This window comes from Sphingobacterium detergens, assembly GCF_003610355.1.
Taxonomy (GTDB): domain Bacteria; phylum Bacteroidota; class Bacteroidia; order Sphingobacteriales; family Sphingobacteriaceae; genus Sphingobacterium; species Sphingobacterium detergens.
In genome coordinates this window covers 2,129,410-2,147,472 of sequence record NZ_RAPY01000001.1, presented here as the reverse complement: position 1 = coordinate 2,147,472, position 18,063 = coordinate 2,129,410, and the positions used below count along the sequence as shown (strand labels likewise).

The 18,063-nt window shown below is 42.6% G+C and carries 12 protein-coding genes; 10 read left to right on the top strand and 2 right to left on the bottom strand.

What is annotated here, in order from left to right:
* Nucleotides 1-24: 24 nt before the first annotated feature.
* The 3 genes from DFQ12_RS28095 (at nt 25) to DFQ12_RS28085 (ending at nt 681) form a co-directional block, all read left to right on the top strand.
* The gene (locus tag DFQ12_RS28095; RefSeq protein ID WP_167457225.1) at nt 25-198 is read left to right on the top strand and encodes a hypothetical protein; all 174 of its coding nucleotides are present in this window, start codon (nt 25-27) and stop codon (nt 196-198) included.
* 107 nt (nt 199-305) lie between these two features.
* Nucleotides 306-482, top strand: a complete 177-nt coding sequence (locus tag DFQ12_RS28090) for a hypothetical protein (RefSeq protein ID WP_167457224.1) — start codon at nt 306-308, stop codon at nt 480-482.
* A 28-nt stretch (nt 483-510) separates the two neighbouring features.
* Complete coding sequence (locus DFQ12_RS28085; RefSeq protein ID WP_167457223.1) at nt 511-681, top strand: hypothetical protein; 171 nt, start codon at nt 511-513, stop codon at nt 679-681.
* Here DFQ12_RS28085 and DFQ12_RS09310 read toward each other — a convergent pair.
* Nucleotides 669-2,237 (bottom strand): discoidin domain-containing protein, encoded by a 1,569-nt coding sequence (locus DFQ12_RS09310; protein WP_120258657.1) that lies wholly within the window; start codon nt 2,235-2,237, stop codon nt 669-671. The genes DFQ12_RS28085 and DFQ12_RS09310 overlap by 13 nt on opposite strands.
* A gap of 727 nt (nt 2,238-2,964) precedes the next feature.
* Here DFQ12_RS09310 and DFQ12_RS09305 point away from each other — a divergent pair.
* The 3 genes from DFQ12_RS09305 to DFQ12_RS09295 are packed head-to-tail and all read left to right on the top strand — an operon-like array spanning nt 2,965 to nt 8,618.
* Nucleotides 2,965-6,150, top strand: a complete 3,186-nt coding sequence (locus DFQ12_RS09305) for a SusC/RagA family TonB-linked outer membrane protein (protein ID WP_208642485.1) — start codon at nt 2,965-2,967, stop codon at nt 6,148-6,150.
* Nucleotides 6,151-6,165: 15 nt separating this feature from the next.
* Nucleotides 6,166-8,034 (top strand): RagB/SusD family nutrient uptake outer membrane protein, encoded by a 1,869-nt coding sequence (locus tag DFQ12_RS09300; protein WP_120258656.1) that lies wholly within the window; start codon nt 6,166-6,168, stop codon nt 8,032-8,034.
* Nucleotides 8,035-8,066: 32 nt separating this feature from the next.
* Nucleotides 8,067-8,618: a DUF5018-related domain-containing protein gene (locus tag DFQ12_RS09295; RefSeq protein WP_120259288.1), complete on the top strand. Its 552-nt coding sequence runs from the start codon at nt 8,067-8,069 to the stop codon at nt 8,616-8,618.
* Between the two features lie 107 nt (nt 8,619-8,725).
* Here DFQ12_RS09295 and DFQ12_RS09290 read toward each other — a convergent pair whose 3' ends face one another.
* Nucleotides 8,726-9,604, bottom strand: coding sequence for an AraC family transcriptional regulator (locus tag DFQ12_RS09290; RefSeq protein ID WP_120258655.1), 879 nt, complete (start codon nt 9,602-9,604; stop codon nt 8,726-8,728).
* A gap of 217 nt (nt 9,605-9,821) precedes the next feature.
* Here DFQ12_RS09290 and DFQ12_RS09285 point away from each other — a divergent pair, with 217 nt between their 5' ends.
* The 4 genes from DFQ12_RS09285 to DFQ12_RS09270 are packed head-to-tail and all read left to right on the top strand — an operon-like array spanning nt 9,822 to nt 18,056.
* Entirely contained in the window at nt 9,822-12,791 is a 2,970-nt protein-coding gene (locus tag DFQ12_RS09285) for a glycoside hydrolase family 2 protein (protein WP_120258654.1), read from the top strand.
* A 10-nt stretch (nt 12,792-12,801) separates the two neighbouring features.
* Nucleotides 12,802-14,433: a sodium:solute symporter family transporter gene (locus DFQ12_RS09280; RefSeq protein ID WP_120258653.1), complete on the top strand. Its 1,632-nt coding sequence runs from the start codon at nt 12,802-12,804 to the stop codon at nt 14,431-14,433.
* 22 nt (nt 14,434-14,455) lie between these two features.
* Nucleotides 14,456-15,163, top strand: coding sequence for an RraA family protein (locus tag DFQ12_RS09275; RefSeq protein ID WP_120258652.1), 708 nt, complete (start codon nt 14,456-14,458; stop codon nt 15,161-15,163).
* Nucleotides 15,150-18,056, top strand: coding sequence for a glycoside hydrolase family 2 protein (locus DFQ12_RS09270; protein ID WP_120258651.1), 2,907 nt, complete (start codon nt 15,150-15,152; stop codon nt 18,054-18,056). The genes DFQ12_RS09275 and DFQ12_RS09270 overlap by 14 nt, the downstream gene beginning before the upstream one ends.
* Nucleotides 18,057-18,063 lie beyond the last annotated feature (7 nt).

The window sequence follows — 18,063 nt, the reverse complement described above, 5'->3', positions numbered from 1 at the left end:
GATCAAATGCTAAAAATTGATTTTATGGATGAGCACAGTAAGGTTAAAGCCCGATATACCAAGAAAATAAAAATCGATGTGGTGAATGCAATCATAAATGGTGAGTTGTGGATCGAGGAAGCCATGTCGAAGTACAATATCCAAGATAGAAGAGTTGTCATTGCCTGGCTAAGAAAACATCTCCGGGAAATAAAATAGGATATTAGCTTAAAAATTGAATTCCTCAGACCTCTGGAGAGGCTAAAATGATTGCTGTACATCGCAAGGAAGATCATCAATAAGTTATTTCTACTAATAGACATATTATGCAAGGCTATATTGATTTGAAAGATGTGTTATGGAATAGTAAGGGTAAACAACTCCTTGGAACATCGTCTGTAGCTCAGGAGGATCCTTATGAACTTGTGATTGCCTATAATGGAAAAAAGCAAAAGAAAATAGCCATATCGCCTGGATCAGTCAAAAATACTTTCCTTAGATGAAGAAAACGGAATTTATAAATTACGTATAATGAGTAAAGAAAATGCAGAAATCAAATGGAAATTTCTTTCTAAGCTATTGCTGGCCGTGCCGAAAACTATAAAAACATCCGTTTTGATTCAAGGACTGCCCCAGAAAGTGTTTGACTTTTTGGGGCAGTGCATTTTAGTAGCTAACTTTTTTATTTGTCAGTCCTTATAGGTGCCGATTTCGCTTAATGCAGCCCATTGTGTGCCGTCTGTAGCACTTGTAATGGTCACTTTAAAATACCTGAAATTAAGTGTTGAAGTTAATTTAACATCAGTTGGACCTGCGGCATTCGGAAGTACGTAGCTTCCTGCATTTTGCCAAGTTATGTTGTCTGAACTCACCTGAATCTGAATATCTTTGGGTTTACTACCCCCCGCACGTTGAACAAAAGTAAAACGATTGACAGGTTTTATTGTTGCCATATCGATCGTGAAATAATGCGGATGGGTGGAGCTTGTTCCAGTCCAGCGACTTACCCATTGTGTACTTCTGTCATTATCAATTAAGTTGATCGCAAAACCGTTTTCGGCCTGCGACTCTTCTGAACTGAAGTTTAGCAGCGACCAGTTACTTTTATTGTATTCAGGCCTGTCACCAAATTGGATATCAGGCTTCCCACTGATCATTTGATAGCTGTAGCTATTGACATGTCTATACCCATTTTCGTGGATTAAACTGATTGTAAAATCATTTTGATAATTACCACGATCTTTAAATTCTGTAATCGCTATTTCGGTATAGAAGCTATCTACCCCGATGGGAGAAACCACCCAATTTTCGGAATCATAGTTTCCATCACCGGCACTTCGTTTGGGGTCGTTGGTGAAGCCTATAAAATTGACTTTCTTGTTGCTACTGAATTTTCCTGATACAATTACTTTTTGGGATGCATCATCATAGTGTGCATGTAAGCTCTTGATTTTTGCTCCAGGATCTTGATACCAGTCTGTGCGAGCAGTGCTGCTGAATACCTGCCCATTACCCAGTACAGCACAGTCCCATGCATCTAGATATGTAGGTGCTACAACAAATGTTCCGCCATTACCTGTAATAATTGGAGTGCCATACAATGCATTTTGAGAGACCAGACCGCCATTGTGCGGAAGGTTGAGACCATGCATCATCTCATGCGTATTACCTCCTATCCAAGAAGAAGCAAGTCCAGCCGTATCAGTTCGGCCCATATTAACAATTTCCATATCCGGAAAATCTATCCCATAACATTTAGTGCCTATCCCGTAATAAGGCGCCATTTGCTTTCCATATTTATTCACCGTAGTCAAGATAAAGTAATGGTCGCTGGATTTTTGATGGGTATTAAAATAATCGCTGATCTCCTGCCACATGGCGGGTTCACCACCATCGTAAGGATAGGATGAAGTTGGCAATTTACCCTGAATGACATGAATCTTAACACGATTGGATGCATTTTTGAGTAAACCAAACGTTTTAGCTCCATATCCCCAATGTTGCATCCAAGTCTTTACAAAATTTTGTTTGTACAGTAGATTTTCGCTGATACGTCTTTCGTAGTCGGCATTCGGTACCATGTCAGATGGTACAAATAGGACGACATTGAGATTGTACGGATGATCCGAAGTGTAAACAGTGTCAAGCGCGTTGGATAATGAATCATTTAATGGAGAAAGTGCAAATTGGCTCTTCCGACAAGAATTCAGTGATGTTAGCACTGCGACAAGAATAAGGATGTTTAAAAAAATTCTCATAATTTATATTGGGGTTGGTAAGTAAATTCCTACGTGTCGTGTGTTGAATAAATTGGTTGTGATAAGCAAAATAATATCTTAATCCTTATGGAATGACTTATTTTTAATATCTACACTAAATTAATAGGGATTTGTATTTTATTTTAAAAGTTTATTGCTTAATATATAAACTTTTTTAACCCTTTCGGCTTGATTATATGTTGATTTGGCAACTGTCTATTGAGCTAAGGAACTATGATTTGTTCCGAAAAATTAGATTTAAAAAACTAGTCGTGATACTTTATGAAGATGCGTTCATTTGATTGATTCTGCTTGAAAAAAAGATTTCTTTAGCAAATGCTACAGCGATCATTTTTGATTTAGACGGACAACAAAAGCGAAATCTTACGCAACAATAAACATAGAAAAGCTGTTGAGGTCAAGAATGACAATAGTTTGGAGCCACAAGCTGAATTGTATTATAGATGTTTTAGCTAACTTATTTTTTTGCAACTTTTCTATTCGATCACATAATCTCCAAGAGTATTTGTTTGACTTAGATTTTGGCTGTGTATACACTTGTTATCAGCTATATAAGGGGTAATATAGTTTCAATAATTGATTTTCAAGTTTTAGTTTCTCCATTCGATCTGTTATAATTTTGGTTAATAATAGCATTGTAAACCGAAGCGAATCCATGGTGCCGTCGTCTACCTATGCTGAATTATAAACTAACTTATTATTATTTATGAAAAAACTGTTGACCAATAAAAAGCCTAGGGATCGTATGGGCAATTTGGACCTGTTGAAGGTTGGAATGGGAGTAGGGATACTTGTCTTGTCTATTTGTCATGAACAGGATGCATTTGCCAAGGGAAGGCCCGAAAGTGAAAAGATGTTTACCATCCAATGGTCTTACAAAGGCGGACTGAACAGCAAAGCACAAAAGGCGGAACCGGTCCTGATCGAGGGAACCGTGCGGAATAAAAAAGGTGAACGACTGACTGACGTAACGATATTGTCTAAAGAGGATAGTAAAATCGGAACGAAAACTGATGATGAGGGCCATTTTTCCATCCGTGTGGCTGACCGCTCGACCTTGATTGTTCGCCATGTAAATTATAGAAATCAGGAAATCCCTGTTCACGGCGCCCAAAAGAACATAGAAATTTTCTTGGATGATAATGATATCGCTTTGGATCAGGTCGTTGTTATTGGTTTTGGTACGACCAGTGTGAAGAAAAACTCTACTGCTATCGCCTCTTTTGATGCAAAAACGATTGAAAATCTGCCCTTTGGAGACATGGGGTCGGCTTTGCAGGGAAGAATTCCTGGGGTGATCGTACAGCAGGGCTCGGCCGAACCTGGGCAAAATGGCGCCAGTATTTCCATTCGGGGCAATGGGACACCGCTTTATGTAATTGATGGATTTATCTCCACACAACAGCAATTTTTTAGCCTCAATAAGGCGGATATCAAATCGATGACGATTTTGAAAGATGCGGCTTCAACAGCAGTGTATGGAATGAATGCCGGAAATGGGGTTGTGCTGATTACCACCAAACAGGGTGATTCGGGTAAACTCAATGTCAATTACCAGGCAAATTTTGGCTTTAATACGCCTTCCTACCAAACCAAACGCATGGATGCCTATCAATATGCCACAGCGATCAACAACCTTAATCAGGCCTTGGGAATGGGAGTCAACTCGTTCAAGACCGCTGAAGAAATGGAGGATATCAAAAATAATCCCGGTAACTACACCAACTGGGAAAAAGAACTGACCCGCAGGTTTGTGCCGCAACAGGACCATACGCTTTCACTGAATGGCGGTAGCGAAAAGCTACGTTTCTTTGGTAGTCTCAACGCCTTTAGTCAAGAGGGTATTTATAAAGCCAAATCACTGAATTATCACCGGTATACCTATCGGAGCAATGTGTCGAGCAACTTTGATAAAATCGGACTGAAACTCGATTTCAATGTCAATGGATACATCCGAAATGAGGATTATCCACCAGCAAGTGCCTATACAATCTACAGTAGGCTGCGCGATCGTAATCCATTTGAGAAACCCTTTACATCCAGCGGCCAAATATCCAACCAGTTTGATAACCCAGCATTGGCATTACTGAGCCCTGGTTATATCAAGTTAAAGACGGTGTATAATCAACTATCGGGGGCCCTCAACTGGAACGTGCCGTGGGTTGAAGGGTTGAGCCTCGGATTTAATGGGAATTTTAACATCGAATCTCAGGATCGTGTAGACTGGGTAGAAACAGCTACCTATTACGATGAACAGGGAAATGCAACAAAAGAAGATCCTACAAACATTAGTGTCGGACGCTCTTCGTATATGACCCAAAACTTTGACGTCAATTTCAGAGCCGATTATCGGCGGACATTTGGCGATGGCCACAATGTGGAAGCAACCCTGGTTCAAAACATGCGTCAGTATTATAGCAATGCCTTAAATGCGGGTTCCCGTGGGTTTTACACCACAGCGATCAAACAGATTCAAAAAGGTGATGCGGAGTTGATCACAGCGAGCAATACCGAAGGCAAACAGGCATGGATGGGGTATGTGGGCAAGTTTCATTACGATTATAAACAGCGTTATATTTTTGATTTTGCCGGACGTTATGACGGTTCAGACAATTTTATATCAACCAAAAGATGGGGCTTCTTCCCCTCATTCTCCGCTGGTTGGGCGCTGTCTGAGGAAAACTTCTTCAAAGATATAAAGGCCAAAAATGTCTTGACTTATTTGAAACTGAGGGGCTCTTACGGGCAAATTGGTCTCAATGATGCGGATCACTGGGCATATGCTTATCTCGCAACGTACAACTACAATACAAATGGTTATGTGGTGGATGGGAAGTTGGTCAATACGGTTACCCCTGGTGCACAGCCAAGTATCAACATGACCTGGTATACCCGATCGAAATACAATATAGGCGCCGATTTTGCACTATTTGGAAATAAGGTCGATGGTGCGTTGGACTATTTCTTTGAAAAAACCAAAGGCTATCTCGCCGCCGATAATTCCTATCGCTATACAGAACCCATCGGGTATACACTTCCATTAGTGGTGACCAATGCCGAAGACCGGAAAGAGGGACTTGATGGTTTTATCAAATACAAGGACAAGATTGGCAATGTTGATTTTAATGCTGGTTTTAATTTTACCTATTATAAATCGTTTGCCTTTAAAACCAACGAGGACAGTGTCACCTTGGCTAATCCGCGGATTCGTCAGCAAGGTAATTACTATGGTTACGTGGGTACTGGTTATGTGGGGGCACAGTTCTATACGAACCCACAGGATATTCTGAATAATCCCAAACGCGAAACTTCAACAGACCTCAGACTTGGAGATCTCTGGTACCAGGATGTCAATGGTGACGGTAAGATTGATGGGCAGGATCAGGTGCGTTATGGACATAATTCGAGCCCGACATTCGTTTATGGGGTAGACTTGGGCGCGAGTTACAAAGGCTTCAGTGTACAATCTACCATTCAGGGAACAGGGATGAAACAAAATTACTTCTCCAATGTGGCCATGGGCTCCGAAGGCGAACGACGCCTGGACTTTCAGTTTCAGAACGACAATTGGTCGCCATCCAATCCGAATGCGACGATGCCAAGACCCGGCAACGCTAGTTTGAACAATAACAACAACTATTCGTCCTCAGACTTCTGGGCCCGAAATACCTATTATGTTCGATTGAAATCCTTAACCCTATCGTATGATTTTAAATATTCGATCATGAAGTCGCAGCAATGGATGAACAACTTGACCTTTTTTGTCTCGGGTGTAAACCTGTTGGCATTTGGTCCATCAGTCAAATATGGTGATCCCGAATCCAACACTTTTGATGGTTACGCATATCCAATGATGCGAACCTACTCCGCGGGATTTTTATTGGGATTTTAATTAACTAAGAAAATTATGAAAAAACGTTTGATAATAGGGATGCTGGGCTTGACGGTGATGTTCTTCTCTTCCTGTAAAAAGTTTTTGGAAACAACACCATACGATAAAATTACTGGTGAGCAGACCTGGAATAGTGAAAATTTGACAACAGCCTATATTTATCAGGTATATGCTGATGTATTGGGTACCGATGCCTGGATGTCGGGATATGCGCATCCTTATTCGGCAAGATCGGAAGGGACCACTAAAAATGTGATGGTGGGTACGCTGAACGGTGCCTTTTGGACAAAAGAAAGGGCCGAGCTCATGCTAAAATCAGATAATTATGGCTGGTTAAATTATTCACTTTTATGGCGTATCAATTCGGCAATTGCCAATATTGAAACAAGCACGACTTTTTCGAGTGAATTTAAGAACAGGAGTTTAGGGGAGTTATATTTTTTAAGGGCTGCGCACTACTTTGTGTATGCCAAACTATATGGTGGACTGCAACTGATTGACAAAGTGTTGACACTGGATGATGATCTTCAGATTCCGAGAAGTTCAGCCAAGGAAACTTACGATTTTATGCTGGCCGATCTTCAAAAAGCTGCAGCGGCTCTTCCGGCAACTGCCGAAAAGGGACGGGCTACTGCCAAAGCTGCAAATGCTATGATCATGCGCATAGGGTTGCAGGCTGCTGCGTATGTGGATGGAGGGGCTGCAAATAGCGGGTATTATGATAAAGTGATTCAGTCGGGTGAGGCATTGGGGCTCAGTAATGGTGGGACGCAACTCAGTCCTTACTACAACATGTTTCGATCCTATGAAACTGCAGTTACGGCCACCGAGTTTATCCTTACCCGTGAGCGTAACAAAACAAATACCTCCCTCTATGATGTGCCTATGCAATATCAGGGGCTTTGGTCCACGGGTAAGTTTTCGGCTTATGCCAAAGCTAACTTTCCAATCAATGTCACGATGAACTTTTGGGGCATGGATGGCGGTTCGTGGCCAACGCAGGACCTGGTCGATGACTATCTGGTCTCAGATGTAGATGGACAGTTGAAATCATGGAATAACGCCAGTTATGTCACGACAGGTAAAAATGTGGACGAGAAAATGTATTTCTCCAACACCAAGAAAAGAGACCAACGCTTTTATGCAACGATACTCTATGATAGCTGTATGTATTTCAACAATCAGGTACGTGTGTTTTTTAGAAGGGATGGAAATGTGAGCAATGCCAATAGCAAGATTAATGAAGGTTCGGTACAGGAATATGGATACCAGTCCGGAAATACCGAAAATTATAATTCCAGTACGGGTTATGCGATGGTGAAGTATTTTTACGATAATATTGTGAGCCTACCTTCTCCATCGGACCAAAAATTGGACTATGTGTTTTCGGTGCTCCGTTATGGTGAGGCTTATCTCAATATGGCTGAAGCTTATCTCATGAAAGGGGACTTCGCTAATGCAAAAAAATACATGCTGCCGACCATGGTACGTCATGGTGGTTTTTCTGAAAGTAGTGTCAACCAATATTTAAATACACTTTCGGGCAACAATTGGGGGAACTCACTTTTTGAAGCCTACAAAAGAGAACGCAATGTGGAGATGGTTTACGAAAATAACGATCGGTATTGGTCGCTGTTACGCTGGGGCATGCGCACATCGGGTGGTCTGCGTGATGGAGCTTATGTAGGATCGGGATTTGTTATTCCCGAATTACAGGGCGCCTTACGGGGTATTCGAATTTCGAGAGATGGTAAATCCTATTCTTTTTTTGAAGACAATAACGTCGTTGGGGAAGCTCGATTCTCTGCCAAAAGGTACTTGATGCCAATCAACGAAACATTCCGCTTGAAATCGGGCGTGAAGCAAAATCCGGGATGGGAATAAAACTTTGGTATACAGATATAATGAAATTGATTATGCATAGAATAAATCACAAAATAGGGCGTATTCTGCTCGGCGCGCTGACGCTCATTGCGATGGGAAGCTGTTTAAAAAAGGGCTATGAGGAGCTGCCAAACTCGCCAGACAACAAATTGACTGCCGTAAGTTATTCATACCGCTTTCTCTATAATGATACCATACAGAAAGGAACTCCCATGCAGGAGATTGAGCTTGACCGGGTCTGTGAGATCGTTTTTAAGAATATGGCTGTAGCTTTTGATACGAATGGACAAAAAGGATATACGTCTACGATTTCGTACGATATCAACTCAGTTAAGAAGGCGGGGCCTTCGGGATCCGTCACCAAGCAGATGTTATTTGATGAGTTTAAAAAACGAATTCAAAAAGATCAACTTGCTAATCTGTGGGTTACGATCACCGTGTCGGACGTTTCGGTGGTTTCGCCGCTCAATGGATCTCCAGTATTGGGTAAACCAGGCGATTTTTCACAGGATAGAATGTATCGGGTGACAGCAGCGAATGGTGACGCTCAAGATTATACGTTGAAAACAATAAAGGGTTTTTAAATAGGTGTTAGTTTCAGTAAATTGGTAGGAGTGGGCTGTACTTTTGTACAGCCTTTCTTGTTTGTAGCGGATATCAACCCGTTGCTATTGGATCTTTTTGGCGGGACTTACATATCCATCTCTTTTCGAAACTCCCGTGGTGTCTTGTTCATAATGGACTTAAAGAACTTATTAAAATTCGTCAGGTTTTGATAGCCACATTCGTAACAGATCTCCGAAATGCTCAGTGTACGGTCCATCAGTAATTTGCAAGCATGACCAATCCGCATCTCATTGACAAATCGCGAAAAAGGCTTTTGGGTATGGCGTTTAAAAAAGCGGCAGAAAGCATTTGGGGTCATATTGAGCATGTCGCTGGCAACCTGTAGATTAACATCTTCTTTAAAATTGCTCATGACATAGAGGTAGACCTTATTGATACGTTGGGTCTCCTGTTCACTAAATGTGGGTCGATAACCTTCAGAAGCGAGGCTTTCAAATTCGGCTGTTTCCTGCAGCAACTGGATGAGTTTGAGGAATTCGATAATCCGAGGGAATCCGTCCCTATCACTGATATTGGCCATGAGAGCATCGGCTTTATCCAATGTTGCACCATAAAATCGAAGCCCGCGTTGGGCTTTACGGATAAAATGTTGCATTGCCTGAATCGTCTGGTGCTCGTCGGTCAAACGGAGTAGAAAATCTGCTGGAAAGTAAATGACAATTGCACGGGCACGTAATTGGTTATCCTGCTGCAAAAATACATCATCATTACGCCAGATATGGGGGATATTGGGTCCCATCAATACCAAGTCACCTTCCGTAAAGGTGGCTACGTTGTTACCAACAATGCGCTTACCGGAACTTTCCAAAATCAAGACCAGTTCACACAACTCATGAAAATGAAGCGGGTTACTCAAAAATTCCTGATCGACCAATTTAACATGGATTGTCTTTTCGCTGGGGGGAGCAAGTTCGATAAATTGAGGTTTGGATAATTTGTTCATAACTAGATGCATTGGTTGTCTACAAAAATAAATGATTTATTGATATTTCAAACAATATTCACTTAATAATGTGTCATATGTTTTTAATTGGGTATAAATAGTTTTATTTTTTGTATAACCAGTTGTAGTATTGCGATACGAGAGCATCTATCTTTGACAAAGAATGTAACAACGTCGTATTGCGTTTGAATCGGGTGGAATTACAACCTATTATGATATGAAAAAACTAAAAAAAATGGTATTGTTGGCCTTGTGGGGGGTAATGGGGAGTTTGGCAATGGCGCAGCAGGCAGCTTATCAGTTGCCGGCCAAAGTGACTGGTCTGAAAGCTCCTGTACAATCCTTAAATGGCCAATGGAATTTCAAATTTGACCGTAGTTCGACCTGGGAAAATATTCAGGTTCCCGGGGAAGCTGTCATGCAGGGCTATGGTATTCAACACGACCAATCATTTTTTTATAGACGCAAATTTTTAGTACCCAGTCAGTATAAGGGTAAAAAGACGATTATCCGTTTTGATGGTGTATATAGCTTTGCCAAACTGAGCATCAATGGTAAAGCGGTGACAAGCCATCATGGTGGATTTACACGTTGGGAAGTAGATATTACACCTTATGTGATCTTCGGAAGGCAAAATGAAATCGAGCTGGAAGTACAGGATCAACTGGATGATATTTCGTACGCATCTGGTTATGCACATCATCCGGTAGGTGGAATCTTACGGGATGTCACCTTATTTGCAACTGCTACACATCCTGTGACCGACTTTAACCTTGAAACAGCCTTTGATACGTCATATACAGACGCTCAGCTAAAATTGGATTTTGGCGGTTTTGCGGCCAAAGGAGCTACGATTAAGTATACATTGACTGATCCAAACGGCAAAAGTACTGTCTTGGATAATCCTGAAAAACCAATTGTAGATGGTGCCAACAGCCATGTGTTGCGTGTAGCTGCACCACTAAAATGGGATGCCGAACATCCAAATCTTTATCGGTTGGATGTGGAAGTGAAAGAGCAGGGGAGCGCTACGTATGCCTTTCATAAATCGGTCGGTTTCCGCGAAGTACAAGTGGTCAAAGATCAGCTTATGGTAAACGGCAAACCTGTAAAGCTACGTGGAGCCAATCGGCACGATATGCACCCGACCTTAGGACGCAGTGCTTCGGCTTATTATGATAGCCTAGACGTTCAATTGTTTAAAGAAGCAAATATCAATTTCGTTCGTACTTCGCATTATCCACCTACGGAGCGTTTCGTCGAATATTGCAACCAATACGGTATTTATGTGGAAGTAGAGACTGCGATCTGTTTTGTGGATACGTATAGACAAAAAAACTATGCCCCGGGCAACTCGCAAAATGATCCGAAAAAGACGGACCAATACTTGAGCCAATCGCGCGAGATGGTCAATACCTTTAAAAGCCATCCCGCTGTGCTATTCTGGTCCATTGGAAATGAATCAATCTATGGCGATAATTTTAAAAAAAGCCACGATTTTGTGAAACAGGCGGATCCCACAAGGCCTATCATCTGGAGTTATCCGGGCTCGCAAACCACCGAACCTAAGATTTATGAAATCCTGAGCATGCACTATCAGGACGTGTATGGTAACTTGACACAGTATGGCAAGACCACGCGTAACTTTGAGGGACATGGCATCCCAGCTTTATTTGATGAATGGGCTCATCCGGCATGTTATACGTATAAAACCTTACAGGATGATCCGAATATCCGTGAATTTTGGGGTATCTCCATGGACATGATGTGGGGTGGGTTGTTTCCGAAGCAAGGCGGGCTTGGCGGTGCAATATGGGGCTATGTGGATGAGGCATTTATGATTCCACAGCAGCTGAAGAAGGGAACTGCTTTTTGGAAGGAATTTTCCCGTACCGCCAAACCTGAAGATTTTCAGGGACAGGCGGTAGGCTACGGTGAATGGGGGATCGTCGATGTCTGGCGGCGCAAGAAACCTGAATTTTGGTCAACAAAAAAAGCGCAGTCTCCTGTATTAGTCACGTTGAAAGGAAAGATAATACCTGATTTTGCACGCTTTCAGCCACTAGCGATCCCCGTATACAATCGATTTGATCATACTTCGCTCCAGGAAGTTAAACTGCAATACACCTATGAGGGGAAGACCTACACATTGGCATTACCCGATATTGCTCCGCATGAGAAAGGATATATTCAGCTACCGGGTTTAGCCTGGCAACAGGGGGAGCAACTGACTTTGCGCTTTGTGGATAGCAAAGGGATGCTGCTGGATAGCTACCGTTATTTCTTGGGTGAGCATCAGGTCAGAATACCTGAATCGACTCAAAATGGAGGTCTACAACTTGTTGAAGAGCCTAATCGTTACCTGATCACGGGAAGGAATTTCACCTTTCCGGTTTCAAAAATAACAGGCTTGATCGAAAATGCGCTGATCGATGGTAAAGTGGTGATCCAAAAAGGTCCTTTCTTAAATATGGACATCAACCTCAACCACCTGACCGGTGCAGAAGTACGCAAAAGTGCAAGCAAATACCTGCTCGAAGATAAAAATTGGCAATTGAACAAATTGGATGTACGCATCAAAGACAATTTGGCCCTGGTATCGATTGTGGGAAAAAATGGCGGTTTATCCATTCAGTTTGATCTGACTATCGATGGTAAAGGAGAAATGAAGACTTTATACCATACCCAGGGTGAGCCCAATGGCTACCTGCGTGAAATTGGACTAAAGTATTATCTCAGCAATGAACTCGATCGTATTACCTGGAGCAGAAATGGTTATTGGAACGATTATCCCCAAGAATCATTTGCGGGTAATGAAGGAACAGCAAGCTTGTCTTATGTAGATAAGACGCCATACGGTCAAGAACCCAAACAGTCGTGGTACATGGATACGCACAACTATTACTATTGGGCCGATAAAGGAGCGCGTAGTCAGCATCCACTAACACAGCAGGCGAAGGGAATGAAAGAGAATATATACTACTACGCTATGGGTAGTGGCGCAAAGAACCTGATGCATGTGGTTTCTCCGCAAGCAGACAATGCTTGCCGTATGGATCGCCTGGAAAATGAGCAACTGGTTTTGTATGTAAACAACAAATGGGATTATCCTGAAATTGCTTGGGGCAATTATTGCAAGACCTTGGAAGCTTCACCCTGTCAGGGATCTATCACATTAAAATTCTAATGATATCACTATGTTTGCTTGGATTGATCAAATCATTTATCTGCTGTATTTTATTGTTGTCGGCGGCTATGGCTATTACATTTATCGACGTAAACACAGTTCGGGTTCACTAACGCACGACTATTTTCTGGCGGAAGGTTCCTTAAGCTGGTGGGCAATCGGGGCTTCTATTATTGCTTCGAATATCTCTGCAGAGCAATTTATAGGGATGTCGGGGTCGGGTTTTGCACTGGGACTGGCCATTGCATCCTATGAATGGATGGCTGCTATCGGACTAATTATTGTGGCGGTCGTGTTTTTACCCATTTATCTGAAGAATAAGATTTTTACCATGCCTGGGTTTCTGCGTAAGCGTTTCGATCCGCGGGTGAGTATGGTGATGGCTGTATTCTGGGTCTTGGTCTATGTCTTTGTCAATTTGACCTCGATACTTTATCTGGGTGGTTTGGCCATTCAGTCCATTGCGGGGATTCCCATGTTTGTAGCTGTTTGGCTGTTGGCGGTATTGGCCTTGATTATCGCTTTAGGCGGGATGAAGGTGATTGGTTATACTGATGTGATTCAGGTTGTGTTATTGATTATTGGTGGACTTACGACAACTTATATTGCCTTGAATCTCGTGGCGCATACAAAGGGCATGGGACATTGGCTGGACGGACTCCTTATCTTGAAAACGGAGGTGCCACAGCATTTTCATCTTTTTATCGAAAAAGGACAGATGATAAAACCCGATGGTACCGATGCTTATATGGATCTGCCTGGATGGTCGGTTCTATTGGGCGGCATGTGGGTGATCAATCTATCGTATTGGGGATGTAATCAATATATTACCCAGCGTGCACTGGGAGCCAAAAATTTAAAAACAGCCCAAAATGGGATGTTGTTTGCAGCCGTTATGAAGCTGTTTATGCCCTTGATTGTAGTGCTGCCCGGCATTGCCGCATACTATTTATACAACGAAGGTTCTAACCTAAATTTTGCACAAGGTATGCTTGAGGGGAGTACGGTGAAGCCGGACAAAGCTTATCCGCTGCTACTCTCGATTTTACCGACGGGCTTCAAAGGATTGGCTTTTGCAGCTTTAACGGCTGCTATCGTGGCCTCACTGGCTGGAAAGGTTAATAGTATAGCAACGATTGTGTCTTTGGATATTTATAAGAATATAAAAGGCGATGCCGTGAGCGATACAGCTTTGGTGAAGCTGGGCAAAGTAACTGTACTGATCGCCTTGGTCATTGGTGCTTCCTTGGCTCCGCTATTGCAGCATCTGGATCAGGGCTTTCAGTTTATTCAGGAATTTACAGGTTTTATCACACCAGGCGTATTGGCGATTTTTCTGATGGGTATCTTTACAACGTGGACAACACCTAACGCAGCCTTTGCTGGCGCCATTGCTACATTTGCCTATTCTTTGCTTTTTAAAAATTTCTGGTTAGATGAAAGCCCCTTTATGAATCGGATTCTTGTGGTGTTTATATGTACGGTGGCAACAATGGTATTGGTGAGCCTGCTGGGCAATCGAAACTATCGTAATGATACAGTAATCGTGAATAGAACTCTTTTTGTGACCTCCAGTGGTTTCAAATTAGTGAGTTTATTCATCCTGGGCGTATTGGTAGCCCTGTATGTCTTTTTGTGGTAACATGATTTAATTTATATAAAAAATGAAAGAAAACTATCTGGTGGAATGGGCAAATGATGCGGAGCTCTTTGAGCTGATCCGTAAGGAACTTTTTACGGCTGTCATTGGGGATGTGATGGACAAAATGGGATTGTTTCATCAATTTCTACCACCGAATATAAGACCGTTAAAATCCGATCTGTTTTTAATAGGCAGAGCAATGACGGTATTGGAGGCCGATGTCTGCGGGAATGCTGAGGAGCAATCGAAAAATCCGGTGCTGTCAAAAGCATTTGGTTTTATGCTTGAAGCCTTGGATGATTTAGGCCCGGGAGAAATTTATATTTGCAGTGGCTCCTCACCAGACTATGCACTTTGGGGTGAAATTATGAGTGCAAGAGCAAAAGCATTGGGTGCGCATGGGGCGATAGTCAATGGTTACTCAAGAGACACCGTCGGGATCTTGGCGTTGGATTTTCCTTGTTTTTCCATGGGCTGTTATGCGCAGGACCAGGCACCGCGCGGAAAGGTGATAGACTGGCGCGTGCCAATCCGTTTTGGGAATGTCCTGATCAAAGATGGCGATATGTTGATCGGCGACATTGATGGAGTCTGCGTAGTTCCACGTGCACATGAACAGGAGGTTTTCGCTCGGGCATTCGAGAAAGCGAGAGCAGAAAAAGTAGTATTAAACAAAGTGATGGAAGGCATGGCTGCCAAAGAAGCATTTGAAAAATATGGAATTATGTAAGTTCAAATTATCCAAAGGAAGCTGGTTGGTTCTACTGTTGACCTGTTCCAGCTTAGGAAATCTATCTGCGCAACAAGGTGGACAATTTTTGACGCCATTGCCTGATCAATTGTCCACGACTACAACCAGTCGCATTCTTTTGAATGGACAATGGAATTTTAGAGTGGCCGACGCTAAACCCGTGGCCATTCAGGTACCGGGAGAATGGGAAATGCAAGGCCAGCATGTCGCTGCGGGTGAGACGGCAGTGTATGAACGTTCATTTGATATGCCCGACGATTGGGAAGGTAATCCGGTATATATTCGCTTTGACGGGGTCAGTTCGCATGCGCTTGTGAAAGTTAACGATCAGTTGGTTGGTGAACATGAAGGGGGATTTGTTGCTTTTCAGGTCGACCTGACCGGAAAAGTGAAGAAGGGTAAAAATAAACTGACTGTAGAAATTCAGGCAAACACCATCAGTGATATTCTCTCCTGTGTTTCTCAATATGCGGCACATACCGTGGGTGGAATTCTGCGCAAAGCGACTTTGTTTACCCTGCCTAAGGTGCATATTTCGGATGCACAGGCCGTAACAGATTTCGATTCAAAATATGTCCATGCAATGCTTAAACTTGCTGGTCTGGTGCAAAATGGCTCGAACCAGAAGCAGCAGGTCCAATTGCGCTACGTACTCCGAGATGCCGACGGCAAAACGGTCCTTCAAAAATCCTCCGACAAGATTCAGCTTGGAGTAGGGAGCCATAAACAGATCGAAAGTCTATTAGTGGTAAAAAAACCGAAGCAATGGTCGGCCGAGACACCTTACCTCTATGTGTTGGAAACGGCATTGATTGTGGATGGTAAGGCGATACAGAGCAATAAACAAAAGGTCGGATTCCGTGAAATTGAAGTCGTCAAAAATCAGCTGATGGTGAATGGTAAACCGGTCAAGTTGAGAGGGGTGAATAGGCATGCTGTACATCCATTGAACGGGAGGGCTTCAAATCCAGAAATAGATCGACAGGATGTGCTTTTATTCAAACAGGCGAATGTCAATTATATTCGCACGTCGCACTACCCTCCATCAGAGGAATTTTTGAATGCAGCAGACGAATTGGGTATGTATGTGGAGAGCGAGGCCGCTTTGAGCTGGATCCAGCATCATGCCTCACCAATCTGGCGCAAATGGGATTATAAAGACAAGCGTTTCTTGCCTGTCCTACTTGGCGCAAATATCGATAATGTGCTGAGCAACCGCAATCATCCCTCGGTATTATTTTGGTCTCTGGGCAATGAATCGCATTGGAGCCCATTATGGGCCGAGGTTAATTCGCGTATAAAAGCCTTGGATCCAACGCGCCCGACGAGTTTCCATGATCAGACCTGGGGTGGATTTAACAATGGCGGAAGCAAAGCGGATATCGCCAATTACCACTATCCCGGTATTAACGGACCTAAGGCAACAGATACCATGACAAGACCGACTTTATTTGGTGAATACGCCCATTTGTCTACCTATAATAGACGTGAATTATTGACCGATCCTGGTATTCGTGAGGCTTATAATGCTCCCTTGGTGACATTTGTTGACTCGATCTATAAACATTCCGGCAACTTGGGCGGAGCGATCTGGAGTGGTATTGATGATACTTTTCACCTTCCAGATGGACGTATTGTGGGTTATGGGCCTTGGGGGCCAATTGATGGATGGCGCAGACCGAAACCGGAGTACTTTGGCATGAAAAAGGCTTATTCGCCCATCAAAATCGGTAAACCGGTTACTAAAGGTAGTAAAGTCGTTATCGAGATTGAAAATAGGTATGATTTTCTTTCACTTGATCAAATTAAATTTGTAGCCATTGTCGATGGAAAACAATTTCCGTTCAAAGCTGCTATCGGACCTCGTAAAGGTGGACAGGTAACCTTGCCAATTCCAAGCAGGTACAATGCATTGCAGATTATTGCAACAGATAATCAAGGCAATGAGGTCGAAAATGAGCTGTTTCAGAAAGACCTAAAAAATCAAGAACAGTTTTTGGAGACAGCGTTACAACTGAAACAAGATTCGGCGTATATTTATGTAAAACAAGGAAATCTGGATTATACATTTAGTCGAACCTACGGTAAATTGGTATCCGTGCGAAAAGATGGCGGACTTATTTTGAGCAAAGGCCCTACGGTCGCATTAATCGAAGCGAATGCGGAGGACGGTGGAAAACCGAATGTAGCGGGAGAGACCTATCAGAATAATATTGCACCGTTGAAACAATATGAGCAATATACCTTATTTGCCGATGCCGTGGAGGCAATTGATTCGGCTGATAGCATTTCGGTAAGTATGAATCTTACGTATCAAAATGGAAAAGGAAAACAAAAATTTGTTTTCCTTAAGAACGGTCTTTTGCGTGTAGAATACGAAATGTTTTATCAACGGGAGCAGGAAATGGATCTTTATCAATCAGGTTTGATGATGGAATTGCCTTTATCGTACAATAAATTAGCTTGGTCGCGCAAAGGAGCATTTTCAACTTATCCAGAAAATCATATCGGGCGAAATGAAGGTGAAGCTACATTGAATGCCATTCCGCTTTATGAAGTGGAGGAACATGGGAAGCCACAGGCGAAGGATTGGAAAGATGATGCCAATAGTTTAGGATCAAACGATTTTAGATCGACCAAAGCAAATATTCACTGGGCAAGCATAAATGGGCCTGGAGCTAAAGTAACGGTACTATCCAATGGACAACAATATTCCAGAGCATGGAAGCAAGATCAACATATTCAATGGTTGGTAGCGGATTATTCAAACAATGGATCAGAACCTTTTTATGGCTCGCCGCATAGCTATGGCCGTAAGAAAATAAAAAAAGGGGATAAGTTAAGTGGACAGATTATTCTAAAAATAAATTAAAAAATTG

Excerpts from the sequence above, each read along its gene's own strand:
- DFQ12_RS09280 (WP_120258653.1), top strand. The coding sequence starts at position 12,802 with ATGTTTGCTTGGATTGATCAAATCATTTATCTGCTGTATTTTATTGTT.
- DFQ12_RS09270 (WP_120258651.1), top strand. The coding sequence starts at position 15,150 with ATGGAATTATGTAAGTTCAAATTATCCAAAGGAAGCTGGTTGGTTCTA.
- DFQ12_RS09290 (WP_120258655.1), bottom strand. The coding sequence starts at position 9,604 with ATGAACAAATTATCCAAACCTCAATTTATCGAACTTGCTCCCCCCAGC.
- DFQ12_RS28095 (WP_167457225.1), top strand. The coding sequence starts at position 25 with ATGGATGAGCACAGTAAGGTTAAAGCCCGATATACCAAGAAAATAAAA.
- DFQ12_RS09295 (WP_120259288.1), top strand. The coding sequence starts at position 8,067 with ATGCATAGAATAAATCACAAAATAGGGCGTATTCTGCTCGGCGCGCTG.
- DFQ12_RS28085 (WP_167457223.1), top strand. The coding sequence starts at position 511 with ATGAGTAAAGAAAATGCAGAAATCAAATGGAAATTTCTTTCTAAGCTA.
- DFQ12_RS09275 (WP_120258652.1), top strand. The coding sequence starts at position 14,456 with ATGAAAGAAAACTATCTGGTGGAATGGGCAAATGATGCGGAGCTCTTT.
- DFQ12_RS09300 (WP_120258656.1), top strand. The coding sequence starts at position 6,166 with ATGAAAAAACGTTTGATAATAGGGATGCTGGGCTTGACGGTGATGTTC.
- DFQ12_RS09285 (WP_120258654.1), top strand. The coding sequence starts at position 9,822 with ATGAAAAAACTAAAAAAAATGGTATTGTTGGCCTTGTGGGGGGTAATG.
- DFQ12_RS09305 (WP_208642485.1), top strand. The coding sequence starts at position 2,965 with ATGAAAAAACTGTTGACCAATAAAAAGCCTAGGGATCGTATGGGCAAT.
- DFQ12_RS28090 (WP_167457224.1), top strand. The coding sequence starts at position 306 with ATGCAAGGCTATATTGATTTGAAAGATGTGTTATGGAATAGTAAGGGT.
- DFQ12_RS09310 (WP_120258657.1), bottom strand. The coding sequence starts at position 2,237 with ATGAGAATTTTTTTAAACATCCTTATTCTTGTCGCAGTGCTAACATCA.